Below are 18,285 nucleotides of genomic sequence, written 5' to 3' on the forward strand. Positions count from 1 at the left end.
GTTGAAAGGCACTTTTGCTTTATAGGTTAATTCTCCGGTGCTTCCAGAATACGACGAAGATAATTAACCTGTCCCAGGTGATAGTTGAGATGTGTAGCCAGATGAATTAGGAAATAGCCTGTTTGTATATCGTCTCCCCAAACCTGTTCAGGATAGATTTGTTCAAGATCACTTTCTGTAAGTTGTTCAAGAACCTGTGTTACCATAGCTTTAGTCTGTGACAACGCATCCAGAATCTCCTGTACTGGAACATCCTTTCTGGAAAACTCAGCAGCTCTATCCCTAACATATCCTGTATTACCTAATTGTTTCCCAAGATAGGTATTTAGATTGCCTATCAGATGAAGACATAGATTACCTGCAGAGTTAGTAACCCCGGTTTTGGTAAGCCATAGATTCTGTGAATCATTGAATAATGTTACTTCTTTGATCAGTCGGTCCAGATCCCGTTCATACAACTGGATAAGCCAGGTAGTAGTAGTCATTTTACTCGATTTATTCTAATTGTATAGCGTTTCACTTATTTAGTTAATTGACGGAATACATCTTCCAATGTATTCTCTTCCTGTTTCAGGCCAAGCAAAGGCCAGTTATGCTGAGCCGCAATCTGAAAAATGGACGCCCTTACATCTGTACTGCCATCTGTAAGAATCTCGTATGTATTATTCCCTCGTTCTGTTATCGATTGCACCCCAGCAAGACCTGCAATAATCTGAGTGTTGATAGCTGAGCCAAACTCTACAATGATACGAACAGCTCCTTGTTGATGGGCCTGCAGGTCTTTCACTGTGCTATCTGCTACTATTTTACCTAGATTAATAATAATAACCCGATCACATATTGCTTCCACTTCCTGCATAATGTGTGTTGAAAAGATTACTGTCTTTTGCTGACCTGCATTTTTGATTACCTGTCTGATCTCTACAATCTGATTGGGATCAAGACCTGTAGTAGGTTCATCCAGAATCAAAACCTGTGGATCGTGAATAAGTGCTTGAGCTAGTCCAACACGTTGCCTATATCCTTTTGAAAGAGAACCTATTTTCTTTTTCTGTTCACGGGTCAATCCACACAATTCTACCATCTGCTCAATACGTTTTGAAAGAATACTCCCTTTCAATCCATGCAGCGAGCCGATAAACTGCAGATACTCCTTTATATACATATCCAGATACAAAGGATTATGTTCCGGAAGATAACCGATATTGCGGCGTACTTCAATAGGTTGTGTCAGCACATCATATCCACATACAGTGATTGTACCTTCTGTCGGTGGCAGATAGCAGGTAATGGTTTTCATTGTAGTAGATTTTCCAGCCCCATTAGGTCCTAGAAACCCCACAATCTGTCCAGGTTGTGTCTGAAAGGAAATATCATTTACGGCACGTTGTTCGCCGTATATTTTCGTAAAATGAGAGACGTTTATAGACATAGAAACAGCACAATAGGTCTATTCTAAAATTATACAAGGTTTGTAAAGTAAAGTAAAAATAGTTGAACTTTTGTAATAACAGGCGTAGCTCATTGACTTATAGATCTGTTCCTGTTATAATCGATAGAAGAACACGTTCTGTTTATGAAACCTAACTCCTTGTTACTTATTTATAATCAATGTTTTATACTTTTAAAAGTATAAAATTCTCTTTATTGACTACAATTTATATGCTACTGATCATCTTTCCGCGGGACTTTACAATTAAATAATACACAAAGCAAGGCCTTGTCATTTTTTTTTCTTACTTTTGCGGGCTAATTTAAAACCAACTGCTAGTAGCGGAGAGCTACTAGCCTTAATCCCATGCAAAATATTAGAAACATTGCGATTATTGCCCACGTTGACCACGGAAAGACAACGCTGGTTGATAAGATGATTCATGCTGCCAAGCTTTTCCGCGACAATCAAGAGTTTGATGACTTGATTCTGGACAATAACGAGCTGGAACGTGAACGCGGTATTACGATTGTCTCTAAAAACGTTTCGATTCGTTATAAAGATATAAAAATCAATATTATAGATACTCCTGGTCACTCCGATTTCGGAGGCGAGGTGGAGCGGGTACTGAAAATGGCAGACGGAGTACTATTATTGGTTGATGCTTTTGAAGGTCCAATGCCTCAGACTCGTTTCGTATTAAACAAAGCTCTTGAGTTAGGTCTGAAGCCAATCGTTGTTGTTAATAAAGTTGACAAAGAAAACTGTCGCCCGGATGAAGTACATGAAGCAGTATTTGATCTGATGTTTAACCTGGGTGCAACAGAAGAACAATTGGATTTTCCAACTGTATATGGTTCTGCCAAACAGAACTGGATGGGATATGACTGGAAAACTCCAACTACTGATATCACAGCACTACTGGATTCAATCATTAAATATATTCCGGCACCTCCAGCATTGGAAGGTCCTGCCCAATTGCAGGTAACATCACTGGATTATTCTTCGTTCGTAGGTCGTATTGCCATTGGAAGGGTTCATCGTGGTACATTAAAAGAAAGTAGCCCTGTTGCTTTGATGAAATCTGACGGCAGCATTAAGAAAGCAAGAATCAAGGAGATTCAGGTATTTGAAGGGCTGGGTCGTGTAAAAGTTCCGGAAGTAAGTGCAGGTGATATTTGTGCTATTATAGGTCTGGAAGACTTTGAGATTGGAGATACTATTGCAGACTCAGAAAAACCTGAAGCATTGCCTCGTATTTCTGTAGATGAGCCAACTATGAGTATGTTGTTCACCATCAACAACTCTCCATTCTATGGTCGTGATGGTAAGTTTGTAACCTCCCGTCACCTACGTGATCGCTTATTTAAAGAGACAGAGAAAAACCTGGCACTTCGCGTTCAGCCTACTGATAGCGAAGATCGCTTTCTGGTATTTGGACGTGGTATCCTTCACTTGTCTGTATTGATTGAGACAATGCGTCGTGAAGGTTATGAATTACAGGTTGGCCAGCCACAGGTACTTTTCAAAGAGATTGATGGTATTCGGCATGAGCCAATCGAATTAATGGTAGTGGATGTTCCTGAAGAAAGTGCTGGTAAAGTAATTGAATTGGCTACTCAGCGGAAAGGTGAACTGATGATTATGGAACCTAAAGGAGATCTGCAACACCTGGAATTTAATATTCCATCACGTGGTATCATTGGATTGAGAAGTAATATTCTGACTGCAACACAGGGTGAAGCTATCATGACTCACCGTTTCAAAGAATACGAACCTTACAAAGGACCTATCCCTGAACGTATCAATGGATCATTGATCTCAATGGAAACAGGACCTGGCACTGCGTATACTATCGATAAATTACAAGATCGTGGTCGCTTCTTTGTAGATCCAGGCGAAGAGGTTTATATGGGTCAGGTTATTGGAGAGCACACTCGTGATAATGATATTGTGATCAATATTCAAAAGACTAAAAAGCTTACCAATATGCGTGCCTCTGGTACAGATGAAGCTGTACGGATTGCACCTAAAGTTCAGTTCTCATTAGAAGAATGTTTGGAATACATTCAGAAAGATGAATATGTAGAAGTTACGCCAAAAGCAATTCGCATGCGTAAAATTTATCTGGATGAGAACGAACGTAAACGTATGTCTAATAAGATTGAGAATGACTAATCTCAAATTCTATATAGTAAGATTAAAAATCCCTGGTAGTACTACCAGGGATTTTCTTTTTTTAGAACTAATAGAATCGAAATTATCTGTAGTCTATCAATACACATCTCTCTCTCCTTTTTATAACAACATAGTATCAAAAGCAATGAAACATTTGAGCAGGTACATAGTTTGTTAGTATATACGCTTTGTATACACTAAATAAGTAGCTATGGAGGAAACACATGCACAGGATTATCAACCTTTAGAAAATTATGGAATTATAGGAAACCAGGCTACGGTAGCTCTGGTTGGGCTAAAAGGATCTATCGATTTTATGTCTTTTCCCCGCTATGATTCCCCAACCATTTTTGCTGCATTATTAGATAAAGATAAAGGAGGCCGTTTCCAGGTTGTTCCCCAGTTAAACAATATTGGGTATAAACAAATGTATCTGCCAGATACAAATGTTCTCCTGACTCGTTTTTTATCTTATGAAGGATTGGTGGAAATTACAGATTTTATGCCGATTGCAGGTAGCGAATATGAATGTACCCTGATTCGCAAAGTGATGGTGGTGCGGGGTGAAGTAAAAATTCGCATGGATTGTTGTCCTCGTTTTAATTATGCCCGCACACCCCATACAGCTACTCAGCGAGAAAATCAGATCATCTTTAAAAGTGAGGAAGACAATACATTACTGCGGCTTGTAAGTGACTGTCCATTACAACTTACTAATGGAGATGCATCAGCAGAACTTACTCTTCATGAGAAAGAGGTTGTTCACTTTGTATTTCAGATGATACCTCGGGAAGATATAGAAAATGACCTCTTCAAGGGTAAAGAATCGATTGTAAGCCAGGTAGATAAAGCCTTTCTGGAGACTGTACACTATTGGAAAGATTGGACTAAACAGTCGGCTTACAAGGGTCGTTGGGCAGATATGGTTAACAGATCCGCACTGGTTCTTAAAATGCTTACCTCTCGTAAATATGGCTCTCCTGTTGCTGCCGCCACACTGGGTTTACCAGAGGCTGTAGGCGGTATACGCAACTGGGACTATCGATACACCTGGATACGGGATGCCGCATTCACCATGTATGCATTTATACGTCTTGGTTTTACAAAGGAAGCTGGTGACTTTATGCGTTGGATACGCAAACAATTTGAAAAAAATATAGAGGAAGGAGGTGGTCTGCAACTAATGTATGCCGTAGATGGCACCGCTGATTTACATGAAGAAGAACTTACTCATCTGGAAGGATATTTTGGCTCTAAACCTGTACGGATTGGTAACAATGCTCATAATCAGTTGCAACTAGATATTTATGGAGAATTGATAGATAGTATCTATCTATATGATAAGTATGGGGAAGCTATTACCTATGACTTTTGGCAACAACTTTGCCGGCAGATAGAATATGTTTGTCAGAACTGGAACCAGAAAGACCATAGCATTTGGGAGATACGCTCAGAGATGAAAGATTTTCTGTATTCGCGTGTTATGTGTTGGGTAGCTGTAGACCGAGGAATTCGATTAGCAGAATCTCATGCATTTCCTTATCCATTTGAAAAATGGCGTACTATTCGCACAGAGATATTTGAAGATATTTACCATAATTTCTGGAATGAAGACCGCAAAGCCTTTGTGCAATATAAAGGGGGAGATGTATTAGATGCAGCAGCCTTAATCATGCCATTGGTTCGTATTATTAGCCCTTATGACCCTCGCTGGGTTTCAACTTTAGAAGCTATTGAAAATGAACTTGTCTCAGATACATTGGTATATCGTTACAATACAGAACACTTTGAAGATGGTGTTGGGGGAGGAGAAAGTACTTTCTCCATGTGTTCATTCTGGTATGTAGAGTGCCTTGCCCGTGGAGGACAGCTGGAAAAAGCCCGTCTTTATTTTGAGAAGATGATGGGGTATGCTAACCACCTTGGATTGTATGCAGAACAAATCGGTTTACGTGGTGAACAGCTAGGCAACTATCCTCAGGCGTTTACACATCTGGGACTAATTAGTGCAGCCCATTATCTGAACCGGGCACTGGAAAAATCAAAGATTTAATTATTTGAAGCCACGCTGCCGCATTGCTTCAAATACCAGAATAGCAGTGCTGGTAGACACATTCAAGGAGTCTATTTGCCCACGCATCGGTATCTTGATTTGATCATCCGCTTCTTGTAGCCACTTATTGCTGAGTCCTGTGGCCTCAGTACCCATCACAACGGCTGATGGTTGCGCCAGATTGACTTCATGGTAAAAATGAGTGGCAGTAAGTGCAGCAGCATACGTACGAATATTTTTCTGGCGGAGCCAATTTATGGCTTCGTCAGAGGTACAAACCACTACCTGGTTACTAAATAAACAACCAATTCCAGAACGGATGACATTTGGATTATAAAGGTCTGTTTGTGGATCACAAATTATAACAGCATCTATATGAGCGGCATCAGCCGTACGAAGGATCGCACCTAAGTTCCCAGGCTTTTCTACCGCCTCCAATACAATTATAAACGGATTGCTGCTCAGCTTCAAATCCTGCAAACGAAGCTTCTTAGGAACTATTAATGCTACTAAGCCATCCCGGTTTTCTCGATAGGCAATTTTATCAAACACAACTTTACTAATCTCCCAACTATGTTCAGGTGAAAAGTTTAGAGGAGCAGGGTGTAATTCTTTACAGATAAAAAGGGTGTGTAATTTGTAGCCAGCCCTCAAGGCAAGTTCTATCTCTCTTTCTCCTTCTACTACTGTCAGGTTCTGCTCTTTTCGCTCAGAAGCTTTCTCCAGTAATCTAATAACATTTTTAATCTTCGGGTTTTGCGGGCTAGCGATAAGTTCCATACTATTAGTAAACAACATTCTGGCACAAAGATACTATACGAAAGGCAGAATCATTAGTCAAACAATGGCCACAGCACTCCGAAGCCTAGTGTACGTCTCTGACCAGGATAATAAGGGGTAGTAAAGTATCCATTTCCAAATACAAGTCCCTGGTTTATATGTGACATTTTAACAAAGAGTCGCACTCTGCCTACACGAGCATTGGCAAACACATCGATAACAGGATATCCTTTTACTAAAAATTCATCCTGAAGATAGAACTGTGCAATGGCAGGCATATAGGCATTGGCATAGTAATCAGACTTATAATGTGCATCTATACCTATCTGCATAAATAATGCTTTTCTGAATAGGAAGCCTTCTGCATACCAACGTGAATTGATAAACCATTGAGGCATCCTGATAACATTTACATTATTGGTGGTTTGTGTAAATACTACCTGATTTTCGGTATGAAATATCTTACCATGTAGGTTCAATGATGTACCTACGTTAAAAATCTGAAAGGCACTGCTTTGTTGTGGCTTTATATCCTGATCAAGATAAATATAATTGGCTAGATTACTAATGGATGCAGATGGTTCAAAAGTTAATGCTTTGTATTTTAGAGTCAGTTGCCCGGATAGTTGATTCACACTCACAGGGCTAAAATCATTGCTCCATCGGAAATGGTTGCTGTACATACGTTGCTGTACAAAAGTGGGAGAATAGAGCATACTTAGATAGCTTACTTTAAACCAGGGAGATTCAAACGTTCCGCTTAGCTTATAATCTCTGAATAGTAAAAATTCTGCCTCTGCATATAATTTAATATTCTTTTTAAAGCTATACTGTCCCCAGGCACCCAGAAAAGTCTCCCCTTTTTTATAAGTCACAGGGTTATATTCTGTATTTGTGGTAGTATATAATCCTGTATAAGTAGCCTTAAAATCTCGTCTGCGGGCATATAAACGATAATCCCACCCCTGATACTTTCCTTTCAAACCAATCCGATTCTCATATACCACATAACGCATTACATCATGTGTAGTATCATCAGAGAAATAATATCTGTAGTTTGTATCGGATGGAGAAACATCCGGATAAAAAAAGTTGTCTTTACCTCTCACGGATGTATACTCACTATAGGTATTGTCGTTATCATAGTAATCATATCGCTGTGTTTGCCGATCAAAAATATGATATATCTGAAATCCATTACCAAACTTATATTGGTGGTAAATGTGCCAGTTGTTTCGATAATCATTGCCACGTACCATCTGAGTAGGAGGATTACCTGATATGGCAGGAACTAATTGTGAAACAGCATTTTCTGCAAAATTGTCCAGCAATGTACTCTGATCCGCCCCCAGATTATTCAGGATTCCACCTTGTTCATTTACCCAGTGATTCTGATGAGAGAAATGTGCAAGTATATGATAAGAACTATCACTTGATATCCATCGTGTGTAAGCACTTACGCCATAATGATCTACTTGTCTTTCACTACGTTGTATATATCCATATTGTTTACCTGAAGTTATTCGTTGAAAGTCAAACCCAATATTCCATCTCGAATTGATATTGCGGCTATGTCCAAGATTCAGTAATTGCTGATATAAGCCGCCCTGAACATATTTCAGATAGGTGTAAGGAGATTTTGTATCGTAGTACTTTATTTTATCGGGAGTTAATGCATACAGATCATATACATTCATACCAAAGTATGTACCAATTTGTGCAGGAGGCGCATAGAAAACAGGTCGTATGGCAGTTCCAAGGTTTCCCAGATCTACATATCGATTGTTATATCGGTTTACAAAATTGTAATTATGAATATTCTCCAGCAAAGTATCGATAGCATAGGTAGTATCCCGATTGGTAAGCAAGTCGCTTTCAAGTAAGAATCGGGATGTTTCAGGGCCATATACCTGTTTGGTAGAATCGTCCAGAATACTACTTCCCGTCCTGGATTTACGATCTTTGGAACCGGAAAGTGGCCCGCCTTTGCCTCCAGGAATTTGAGCCTGAGCTACATAGCCAATAAACAGTAATAGAACCAGCTTATAGAGAAGCCGTGATAAAGCTTGTAATGAATTCACACACAAATGTACAGCAGAATTTTAATTTGGTAAGAAATTACCTGGAAAAAGGATAGTATTTTTCTGATCAATTATCATGCCTTCATAAAGTGAAAGCATAATTTCTTTTTGCCGCAAAGTTCGTCAGGTAAAATTTGGGGAATAAAATAAGAATAATGCTACTATAATTTATTCAATAGTGAGGATGCCTTTTCTTTAAATATATCTGTAGATTGAGTTAATAACCGTAGATGTTCTTTAGCTTGCTTTGGCTCACTTTTTCTAAGATGAATTAAAGCCAGATACCATTCAGCCTGAGATACAAAACTACTATTAGGATGTTTGACAACTTCCTGCATATACGCCTCTGCTTTATCAAGTTGGTTTACCTCAATACTTGCAATCCCTGCATAAAATAGCAAATCAGTATGTTCTTTTCCTATCTGTGAGGCTTGCTCAAAATATTTGAGAGCATCTGCATAGTGTCCTTGTTCATAAAGTTGTAACGCTTCTGTTCGTGAAGTCGGTCCTTCAACTGTATTTTGTAATGTATAGCCTATTACGTTAGGATAGGGTTCATAATATTGGCTAAACAGCTTTTTATTATAAGCTCTAGTATATAGAAAATACCCAGTAGCTAATAAAACAGGTAGTAAGGCAAGAAAACAAACTTTCCAATTATTTTTTCGAATACTGGATAATGGAATATCTGCATACGCCTCTTTTGCCTGGATTTCTGCCTCCAACTGTTGTAGTCGCTGCTTTAATTCCACACGGGAAAAATGATTTTTTTTATTTGCTTCATTCATAAAAAATGGATATCCAAAATGCAAAACAGTCTACATTAGTTAGTTACCTTTTTGCGAAAAAGTAAACGTTAACTATGAACAAACTTGATTATCAATAGTTTATTTTTTTATTGAATTGTTTTTTTGATTCTGCTACCTTTAGCACATCAAAAATTCAAGCCTTATTTTCAGCTATCTTTATTTACATTTTCATGGTCCGCAGTTGCCTTTTCATTCTTTTGTCTTTTTGTGTTTTTGTTCAGTGCCAGCCAAATAGAGCTAGTGAAGAAAACGTTGAAATCAATAGTGATTCTCTTCAAGTTCAGCTTAGTACAATTACAGACAGTATGCAGATTAGTTGGAGTACACTGATTGAATCAGATAATCTGAAAATACAACAGATTAAAGACCTCCTAAAAAATATATCCCAATCCTGTAAATATGACAAGACTCTTTATACTCAGTTAATAAACCAGGAGGAAACCCTTTTATCCAAACGTTATACAGATCCGGATTCACTAACAAATGATCAGATCGATTTTTATGATAGTGCTACAGATTCTCTACTAACAGACCTTACTTTATTCTATGAAAAAACTCATGCCACAACATGCTGTCTATCATGTGATTCTCTAGAAAAAAGAATTGATAGCCTTACTAATGAGGTAGCCACTCTACGTAGAAAATATGACAATTATACAGAAGAATACAATGCGCTGATTATTCAACAGAAAGAAGCACTTTCGACTATCAAATCCGAATATAAAAATCTAAAGCCCAGACAACTTTTTTCTCCCATGTAATAAGACTTACTTTACTAAACTACAGACAAGTATAGGCACACTTTCTACTATTAGGGATGGAAAGTGTACTCTATATTTTGTCTGTATGTTCAGTTTAATATTGCTTTAAAACTTACACAAAACTTATATTCTGGAAAGACTGTAAATATCTTTATTTGGCAATTATATCTTTAACTCTGCTTTTATTTTGGACATTGTAAACACAACCAAATTAATAGCAAGTTTTCCCGATATAAACAATATTTTTCTGAGTATATTTTAAAAATATCTTAGAATAGTAATATGTTTTTAAAATATTTTACCTTTGCAGCGTTCCTATCCAATGGAGGAGCAAACAACTATTTATAACCCATATCGCGATACTGCGTATACATTTTTTAGATTGTTTTATTGCATACTATTCAACTTTCTTCATCAATTAACTCTTTAATTTAAAATCTTCGTATGGCTTATATCGAACCCGCGCCAATCAAAGACAAGGAAAATCCTCTGGAATCCATGATGTCACGATTTGACGCAGCGGCGCAACTTCTGGGTATAGATGAGCAAATGTATCATATACTCAAAGTACCGGCAAGACAGGTAATTGTAGGATTACCTGTAACAATGGATGATGGTACCATCAAAGTATTTGAAGGAATCCGGGTAATACATTCTAACATATTAGGTCCGGCTAAAGGTGGAATCCGCTTTGATCCGGATGTAACACTGGATGAAGTACGTGCCTTAGCTGCCTGGATGACGTGGAAATGTGCAGTCGTAGACATTCCGTATGGGGGTGCCAAAGGAGGTATCGCCTGCAATCCGCGTGCAATGTCTTCCGGGGAGATCGAGCGTCTAATGCGTGCTTATACCATTGCAATGCTTGATATATTTGGACCGGATAAAGATATTCCTGCTCCGGATATGGGAACCAGTCCACGCGAAATGGCTTGGCTTATGGATGAATATTCTAAAGCAAAGGGTATGACAGTAACTGCAGTAGTGACTGGTAAGCCTTTGGTTCTGGGAGGCTCTCTGGGTCGGACAGAAGCCACTGGACGAGGAGTAATGGTAACGGCATTGGCCGCCATGGAGAAACTTCGGATTAACCCATACCGTTCTACAGGTGCCGTACAAGGATTTGGTAACGTGGGCTCCCATACAGCTGCTCTCTTACATGAGAGAGGAGTCACTGTACAGGCAATCAGTGATTTAAGTGGAGCTTATTTCAATGACAAAGGAATTAATATAACAGAAGCCATGCGCTATCGGGATACTCATGGGGGATCGTTAGAGGGTTTTGGCGGTGCTGAGAAGATTACCAATGATGAGCTGTTAACGCTTCCTGTAGATGTACTGGTTCCGGCTGCGAAAGAAGATGTAATTACAATGGAAAATGCATCCAGAATACAGGCTAAGATGATTATTGAAGGTGCCAATGGACCTACTTCTGCATCTGCGGATGCAGTAATCAACGAAAAGGGAATTCTGGTAGCTCCAGATATTCTAGCCAATGCAGGGGGTGTAACTGTCTCTTATTTTGAATGGGTGCAAAATCGGCTGGGCTATAAATGGACTCTGGAACGTGTCAATCGTCGTAGCGACAGAATTATGCGGGATGCTTTTGATAAGGTATATCAGACTTCACTGGATTTTAAAGTTTCCATGCGTATTGCTGCTTATATTGTAGCGATCAAGAAGGTATCTGATACATACAAATACAGAGGTGGCTATTAATAGAAGCCTTACCGTCTTAAAACTAAAAGGGTCCAGTAAGCATTTACTAGCCCCTTTTAGTTTTGGAAGAATTTAACTTTACTCTATCAACTTTGCGTGAATCTGCATAATCTCTTCATCTCCAAAAAGTATTTTCTTTGTGGTTTTAATTTTATAATTCGCCAGATAAACACTGTTCTGGTCAGATGTCTGAAAATCTAATGAAAGAAGCTTTTCAGACTTGTACAGATAATTATTCTGAGCAATAACACCTTCCATTCTGGCTATTTGCGAAGCACCAGACGCAAACTGAATCTTCAAATGCTGCACTACCGAGTTCTTTCCAGATTTGAGGGTATACAAACGTACACCAGGTGCAGGAGACGTCACACTGTAATTATCTTGTAGTCCAGGTTTACTAATATCCAACTCTCTGAAAATAGCTAATTCTTTTCCCCAATCTACATCTTTAATACGCTGATCCTCAGTTTGGCCATCTACGAAGATTTCCTTGTTTACGACAGGTTTTACAGAATCAAGTAATGAAATCTGCATGTCAATAAGTGTATCAACACTGACAAATTCAGCAGAAGAAGGAGAAGTTTTAACAGAAGGACTTCCACAAGCCCACAAACAGCAGGTACTTAACCCAAGAAATATTATCTTTTTCAACACAGTCAGTATGATAAATAATATAAGTATTCTATCGGAAAGCTCTGTTGAAGGTATACTTTCCAAGGTGAATTCAGAAAGTATACCTTTCTATACCATCTTTTAAGAGATCAGAATATTTCCTGTCATCTCAGCAGGAATATCTACTCCTATAAGTGTTAAAATGGTAGGAGCCAGATCACCCAGTTTTCCATCCTTCAGAGTTCCTTTGAAATCATTATCTACTAATATACAGGGTACTGGATTAGTAGTATGGGCAGTATTTGGTGTACCATCAGGATTAACCATACAATCAGAATTACCATGATCAGCAATAATGATTGAAGTATACCCATTCTCTAAAGCTGCTTTTACTACAGCTTCTGTACACTGGTCTACTGCTTCACAGGCTTTCACTGCTGCCTCAAACACTCCTGTATGACCAACCATATCTGCATTGGCAAAGTTCAGACATACAAAATCTACTTCTTTTTTCTGCAATTCCGGAATGATAGCATCTCTGAGTTCAAATGCACTCATTTCTGGTTTCAGATCATAGGTAGCCACTTTAGGAGAGGCACACATCAAGCGTTTTTCACCTTCAAATGGCTCTTCACGCCCACCAGAGAAGAAGAAGGTAACATGCGGATATTTTTCTGTTTCAGCAATCCGGATTTGTTTTTTGCCCGCTTTTGATAATACTTCACCCAATGTATTATTCAGATTATCCTTATCAAAAATAACTTTAACATTCTGGAAGGTGTCATCATAATTTGTCATTGTCACATAATACAGATCCAGTTTTTCCATTTGAAAGTCAGGAAAATCCTGTTGAGTCAATACCTGAGTGATTTCTCTTCCACGATCAGTACGGAAGTTAAAGCATAACACTACATCTCCTTTTTCTATCAAGCCTACAGGTTTTTCGTCTTTATCTGTAAGAATAATTGGCCGGATAAACTCATCTGTCACACCGCTTTCATACGATTTACGAATACCTTCCAACGGATCCTGTACATTTACCCCAACTCCTTTGGTCATAGCATAGTAGGCTTGTTTTACACGACCCCAGCGCTTATCGCGATCCATTGCATAGTAACGACCCGTAATAGTAGCTACTTTTCCGGTTGATGTACTCAGGTGATTTTGGAGATCTTCCATATAAGCCAGCCCTCCTTTGGGATCAGTATCCCGACCATCCATAAAAGCATGAATGAATACATCTGAAAGACCATATTTATGAGCAATGCTACATAACCCCTTCAAATGATCAATATGAGAGTGAACACCTCCATCAGAAACCAATCCGATAAAATGGACTTTCTTGCCATTATTTTTTGCATAATTTAATGCCTCTACCAATACAGGTTCATTGTCTAGTGTATGTTCTTCAACTGCTTTGTTTACTTTTACCAGATCCTGGTAGACTACTCTCCCAGCACCAATATTCATATGTCCTACTTCACTGTTTCCCATCTGACCTTCTGGTAATCCTACTTCCAGTCCGGAGGTGTTTAACTTGCTGTGTCTATATTTAGGATAAAGGCTATCCATGAATGGTGTTTGTGCCTGGTCAATTGCTGAAACTTTAGAGTCAGATGCAATACCCCATCCGTCAAGAATAACGAGAATAACTTTCTTGTTCATGAAAAATATAAAGTTAACTATGTGATTATATAGATGTATTTTATTATACTAGTACCATTTGTCGATCATTACAAATACATATACTCTGGTAAAATAAATGCAATGACAATAGTAAAGTTCAATTCTGCTTTATTTTTTGCAAACGTGCACAAATATAATTAATCTTATATCCTTCCTGTATAGAAATGATTGTTCAAACCACTACCTTTACATTCTATCGCAGCCCTTGGACAAAAGTAAGAGTAAATATTCTTTCTAAAGGAACTCGATGCGTTGGCTATAAAAAATAGAAGCTTTGGCATAGTTTTAGCGATATACATACAGAACTCCTTATTCTTATTATGAACATGAGCAAAGTAAATAAAATCTTCCTGTGGTCGCTGGTTGTGAGTCTTATGATTGTAGCTTATGCTAAGCCTCAAGCCCAGGATGATGTTTTTAATGGTGCAAAGGTGGCGCTGAAAAGTGGGAATGCAAGAGAACTCGCAAAATATTTTAACTCTAATATTGAACTGATTATTGAGTCTGAACATGTAGAGATGGATAAAGTTAGCCAAACTCAGGCAGAACTTATTTTACGTACATTTTTCCAGAAAAACCCTGCCAAAGACTTTGCCTACGTTCACCAGGGTGCTTCTCCTGAAGGATCTAAGTATAGTACGGGTAGCTACATGTCTGGCTCTAAGTCCTATCTGGTTTATATTGTAGTAAAACAGTTTGGAGGAAAATATATGATTGACCGAATCGATTTCAGGGAAAAAGGTTAGTCAAGAAAACATCTCCCATACAATAAAAAGCCCTTCACTATCTAGTGAAGGGCTTTTTATTTTGTAGTTAGTATCCATCATCGAATTACCTGCAACCATCCACGACAAGAAGCGCCATCTGGAGAAGTAAGCTTATAATAATAGATAGCATTTTTCACATTGGTTGCATGCCAGTCATTCTGATAGGATTCATCAGTATATACCGGACGTCCCCATTGATCTACAATCTCAACTTTCCATCCTTGTCTGTAGGTCTCAAAATAAGAATTAGATGGGTGGTTGGTAATAATATTAACAGGAAGGTTGACTGGGTTAATGGTTATATCCTTTGTTACAATTTCTTCACAATGTCCAAGCAAAGCACGCAAAACGATCTGATAGTGAGCTATCTTGTCTTTAATGCCCAGCGAAAGTGTATCACTGATAGGATGTACCACCCCTAAGCTATCTATGAGTTGCCATTCTGCAGTGCTTCCATTAAGTTTATTTATCAGTCGAACACGGGTTTGTCCACCACATTCTGAAGAAGTTATAATATCAAAATCGGGTTCAAATGTATTAATGCTTACTGTTGTACTCAATGTTTTGGTACAGCCATTCTTATCTGTGATCACTACAGTATAAGTAGTGGGTTGGGTAGGTTTGACTATAGGATTCGCTGATTGTGGATCATCCATACCAACAGATGGGCTCCATTCATAAGATACGCCTCCACTTGCCCCTAATTGGATACTTTCTCCAGCACATATTACAGAGTCTTTCATTATAGTAAAGAGCGTTCCACTTACAACAACAGATTTACTTACTGAATCTACCTTTTTGCAGGTAAGTGGATTATATGCCTTCAATGTAATGGTAAATTCGCCTAATCCATTTAATGTCAATTGTGGTGAAGTTGCAGAGGAAACCACCTGACCATTTACAAGCCATTGGTATTGACTAGCTCCTTCACTTAGATTCGCCACTTGTACCAATCTGGGTGATCCACAGGAATCTGCAGATACAGTAAAATCAGCCTCCAGATTATCAAGATTTATTTTAAAAGCAGCATTGTTACAACCATTAATAATATTATTACTATCCAGTTCTCCATGATTCTTGTCAGAATAAGCTCCTATTGTTACAGGAAAAGTATTACGATCCCGACAAGCACAAACTGCATGATAGATTGTTCCGTCTGGACTGAATCGTGAAGTACCACCATCTACATGATTATCCCTGGCTGGAGATCCAAAAAATGTCCCATACAAAAGCTGTGATGCATTCTCATTCAAAATTGCCAGATAAAAAGAGTCTTCTTTTGGCCCATTAAGTGAATTAGGGGTAGTGGGCATTTTTGAATTATTTATACTAAGATACTGATGTTCAACGGTGCCTACGAAAAAAGTATTCACATCACCTCCCCAGCCAGCCAAATAAAGGAATCCACATGCACTCCTCATAAACGCAGTAGGCGTTATTTCTGGCCTCTTGATTCCTCCTCCGATAACAGTTGAAAATAAGGTTTTACTAAAAGTTTTATCCAATGCATGAATAAACTGCCCACTTGAAGGTTGGTTAAATGTACCTGATGTTATTGTATATTCTCCAAGGGTAAGTCCAAATACATATACATTCTCGTTCGGATCAATATCAATGAGATAACTTTGATCTGAATTACTTGTACCCATATACGATAGATGGGTTAATTTTTGATTCTGAAAACTTGCCACAAAACCATCTTCTCTACCTGAAAGAGATTGTTTAATCACTCCTTGCGTAGATGGCAGGTTAGAACTGCTTGTACCCCCAGTAATATATACGGTACCAGATGAAGCTATACGAATACCTCGTGCCGCATCAAATCCATTTCCCCCCAGATAGGTACTCCAAACCAAATTGCTTAAGGTAGGGTTAAATTCGCAGACAACGACCTCATTTGATCCTCTGGATTGTGTTTGGGATGCATTTACCAAAGGGAAATCACTGGAAAGAGTGGTACTTGCGATATATATATTTTCCTGAGCATCCAGGTTGACCTCTCCACGAAGCTGATCACCATAATTAAATATATCTAACCCAATGTCATCAAATCGGTCCCGCTGATTTAATCCATCATTAGATGAACCACCCAAATATGTTGAACCAATTAGTGTACTTGCAGAAGCATTTAGTTTGGCAACAAACAAGTCACTACCATTACTATAAGATACTCGTACAGGGCTAGCGAAAATACCGCCATTAAAGCTCTGGTCATAGGCATCAGAAGTTACCGGAAAGTCTGTTGAACTGGTAACACCAAGAATTATCAATTCATTGGTACTGGTAGTGATCATACTTTCAGGCATTTCTGTTTCAGCACCACCTAGGTAAGTTGCATAAATAAGAGACTCTTCTCCCTGCAAATTTGGATTATATTTCAATATAGCTACATCTGTCATTCCGCTAAATGCTGTTGAAAAGGCACCAATAGTCGCAGGAAACCTAGTTCCAAATTCAATTCCACCTGAGTACAGATTACCATCCTTATCATACGTAGCAGTATACCCCCAGTTATCGGTATATGATCCAGAATAGGTAGCAAAAACCAATACAGGATCTATTACCATCGCTGATCTCCGATTATAGCCTTTGGGGAAAGAAAAAGAAACAACATTATTGTTCAGTGTAAAGGAAGAAGCTATTTCATGTCTGATACCTTTACTCGTAAGTTGATAAGTATAAGGGGGTGTTTCTGTGACTTTGTTAACAGAAGTCTCCGTAAATAAAAAACCATTATCCAGCTTTAGCTGATTCATTCCCTTATATTTCATCTGGATCGCTTCTGGATTTGCCTGTGCTGCCACATGAAACTCATACTTGAATGTGCCATTCTGAGCAAACAAACGCAGATTTATGCCAGGATAAATATCCTTATACATAATTTCTGCAAATGCAGCTACATTGGATGCCCAGCGAGAGTGGTCTTTCCCTAAAAAGTAATTACGCTTTTCCGTATATTCTTCCTTGCCTTCAAGTTGTGTACTGGCACTGGCTCCCTGAAAACTAACTTCAAATCCATGGGCACGAATTCTATCTTTTTCATTTCCACCCACTGCAACATCCTGTCGTGATGCTGGCGTGGAATGTTTCGTATCTCCCAGATGTTGGCGTCCTACATCTCCTGTATGATAAAATACATAGACAAGTGAATTTTTCTTCAAAAAAAGAAACCCACCTGGAATAGCAGCACGATACAAAATATCTTTATCCCATTGTCCATCATTACGCACAAAGCGAGGGGAAGGTGCGTTGGACGCGAAACTGGCTAGAGAGATAAAGAAAAAAAGAGGTAAAAGAAATTTCATAGAAAAGCGGTTTAACAACCTAAGTTACTAATAATTCATCAGTTGAGACAATACAAAACAGGAAGAGGAGTTGATTATGAAGTTTACAAGGTTCTGAAAAAA

13 protein-coding genes are annotated in these 18,285 nt (G+C 38.6%); 5 read left to right on the forward strand and 8 right to left on the reverse strand.

Translation table 11 applies throughout. The annotated features are described in order from the left end of the window. Positions 1 to 26 precede the first annotated feature (26 nt). Together QNI15_RS19165 and gldA are read right to left on the reverse strand one after the other, a co-directional pair. Entirely contained in the window at positions 27 to 485 is a 459-nt protein-coding gene (locus QNI15_RS19165; protein WP_314033054.1) for a DinB family protein, read from the reverse strand. Positions 486 to 520: 35 nt separating this feature from the next. Continuing rightward, complete coding sequence (gldA, locus tag QNI15_RS19170; RefSeq protein ID WP_314033056.1) at positions 521 to 1,432, reverse strand: gliding motility-associated ABC transporter ATP-binding subunit GldA; 912 nt, start codon at positions 1,430 to 1,432, stop codon at positions 521 to 523. A gap of 366 nt (positions 1,433 to 1,798) precedes the next feature. Between gldA and typA the strand changes: the two genes are divergently transcribed. Next, positions 1,799 to 3,610 (forward strand): translational GTPase TypA, encoded by a 1,812-nt coding sequence (typA, locus tag QNI15_RS19175; protein ID WP_313979288.1) that lies wholly within the window; start codon positions 1,799 to 1,801, stop codon positions 3,608 to 3,610. Between the two features lie 211 nt (positions 3,611 to 3,821). Continuing rightward, on the forward strand, positions 3,822 to 5,663 hold the full coding sequence (locus QNI15_RS19180; protein WP_314033058.1) for a glycoside hydrolase family 15 protein: 1,842 nt from the start codon (positions 3,822 to 3,824) through the stop codon (positions 5,661 to 5,663). On the opposite strand, the gene QNI15_RS19185 is transcribed toward QNI15_RS19180, so the two are convergent. The 3 genes from QNI15_RS19185 to QNI15_RS19195 all read right to left on the reverse strand — a co-directional run bounded on the left by QNI15_RS19185 (position 5,664) and on the right by QNI15_RS19195 (position 9,312). Then, a complete protein-coding gene (locus tag QNI15_RS19185; RefSeq protein WP_314033060.1) occupies positions 5,664 to 6,443 on the reverse strand; it encodes a TrmH family RNA methyltransferase in 780 nt (259 codons plus the stop codon). It abuts the gene before it with no gap. Positions 6,444 to 6,496: 53 nt separating this feature from the next. Next, a complete protein-coding gene (locus QNI15_RS19190) occupies positions 6,497 to 8,524 on the reverse strand; it encodes a putative porin (RefSeq protein ID WP_314033062.1) in 2,028 nt (675 codons plus the stop codon). A gap of 161 nt (positions 8,525 to 8,685) precedes the next feature. Next, the gene (locus tag QNI15_RS19195; RefSeq protein ID WP_314033064.1) at positions 8,686 to 9,312 is read right to left on the reverse strand and encodes a tetratricopeptide repeat protein; all 627 of its coding nucleotides are present in this window, start codon (positions 9,310 to 9,312) and stop codon (positions 8,686 to 8,688) included. A gap of 326 nt (positions 9,313 to 9,638) precedes the next feature. Between QNI15_RS19195 and QNI15_RS19200 the strand changes: the two genes are divergently transcribed. Together QNI15_RS19200 and QNI15_RS19205 are read left to right on the forward strand one after the other, a co-directional pair. Next, entirely contained in the window at positions 9,639 to 10,094 is a 456-nt protein-coding gene (locus QNI15_RS19200) for a hypothetical protein (RefSeq protein ID WP_313991110.1), read from the forward strand. Between the two features lie 444 nt (positions 10,095 to 10,538). Next, complete coding sequence (locus tag QNI15_RS19205) at positions 10,539 to 11,813, forward strand: Glu/Leu/Phe/Val family dehydrogenase (protein ID WP_313979275.1); 1,275 nt, start codon at positions 10,539 to 10,541, stop codon at positions 11,811 to 11,813. 78 nt (positions 11,814 to 11,891) lie between these two features. Here the strand turns inward: QNI15_RS19205 and QNI15_RS19210 are convergent, their stop codons facing one another. Next, positions 11,892 to 12,464: a hypothetical protein gene (locus tag QNI15_RS19210; RefSeq protein WP_313991108.1), complete on the reverse strand. Its 573-nt coding sequence runs from the start codon at positions 12,462 to 12,464 to the stop codon at positions 11,892 to 11,894. Between the two features lie 102 nt (positions 12,465 to 12,566). Further along, complete coding sequence (gene gpmI, locus QNI15_RS19215; RefSeq protein ID WP_313991104.1) at positions 12,567 to 14,090, reverse strand: 2,3-bisphosphoglycerate-independent phosphoglycerate mutase; 1,524 nt, start codon at positions 14,088 to 14,090, stop codon at positions 12,567 to 12,569. Positions 14,091 to 14,437: 347 nt separating this feature from the next. Here gpmI and QNI15_RS19220 point away from each other — a divergent pair, with 347 nt between their 5' ends. Continuing rightward, the gene (locus QNI15_RS19220) at positions 14,438 to 14,857 is read left to right on the forward strand and encodes a DUF4783 domain-containing protein (protein WP_313979267.1); all 420 of its coding nucleotides are present in this window, start codon (positions 14,438 to 14,440) and stop codon (positions 14,855 to 14,857) included. 77 nt (positions 14,858 to 14,934) lie between these two features. Here QNI15_RS19220 and QNI15_RS19225 read toward each other — a convergent pair whose 3' ends face one another. Next, positions 14,935 to 18,183: a DUF7948 domain-containing protein gene (locus tag QNI15_RS19225; protein WP_314033066.1), complete on the reverse strand. Its 3,249-nt coding sequence runs from the start codon at positions 18,181 to 18,183 to the stop codon at positions 14,935 to 14,937. Positions 18,184 to 18,285: the final 102 nt, after the last annotated feature.

Source organism: Xanthocytophaga flava (genome assembly GCF_030068545.1).
Lineage (GTDB): Bacteria > Bacteroidota > Bacteroidia > Cytophagales > 172606-1 > Xanthocytophaga > Xanthocytophaga flava.

Coding starts and splice junctions, on each gene's coding strand:
- QNI15_RS19200 (WP_313991110.1), top strand. CDS start 9,639: ATGCAGATTAGTTGGAGTACACTGATTGAATCAGATAATCTGAAAATA.
- QNI15_RS19205 (WP_313979275.1), top strand. CDS start 10,539: ATGGCTTATATCGAACCCGCGCCAATCAAAGACAAGGAAAATCCTCTG.
- QNI15_RS19195 (WP_314033064.1), bottom strand. CDS start 9,312: ATGAATGAAGCAAATAAAAAAAATCATTTTTCCCGTGTGGAATTAAAG.
- QNI15_RS19180 (WP_314033058.1), top strand. CDS start 3,822: ATGGAGGAAACACATGCACAGGATTATCAACCTTTAGAAAATTATGGA.
- gldA (WP_314033056.1), bottom strand. CDS start 1,432: ATGTCTATAAACGTCTCTCATTTTACGAAAATATACGGCGAACAACGT.
- QNI15_RS19185 (WP_314033060.1), bottom strand. CDS start 6,443: ATGGAACTTATCGCTAGCCCGCAAAACCCGAAGATTAAAAATGTTATT.
- QNI15_RS19225 (WP_314033066.1), bottom strand. CDS start 18,183: ATGAAATTTCTTTTACCTCTTTTTTTCTTTATCTCTCTAGCCAGTTTC.
- QNI15_RS19165 (WP_314033054.1), bottom strand. CDS start 485: ATGACTACTACTACCTGGCTTATCCAGTTGTATGAACGGGATCTGGAC.
- QNI15_RS19220 (WP_313979267.1), top strand. CDS start 14,438: ATGAGCAAAGTAAATAAAATCTTCCTGTGGTCGCTGGTTGTGAGTCTT.
- typA (WP_313979288.1), top strand. CDS start 1,799: ATGCAAAATATTAGAAACATTGCGATTATTGCCCACGTTGACCACGGA.
- gpmI (WP_313991104.1), bottom strand. CDS start 14,090: ATGAACAAGAAAGTTATTCTCGTTATTCTTGACGGATGGGGTATTGCA.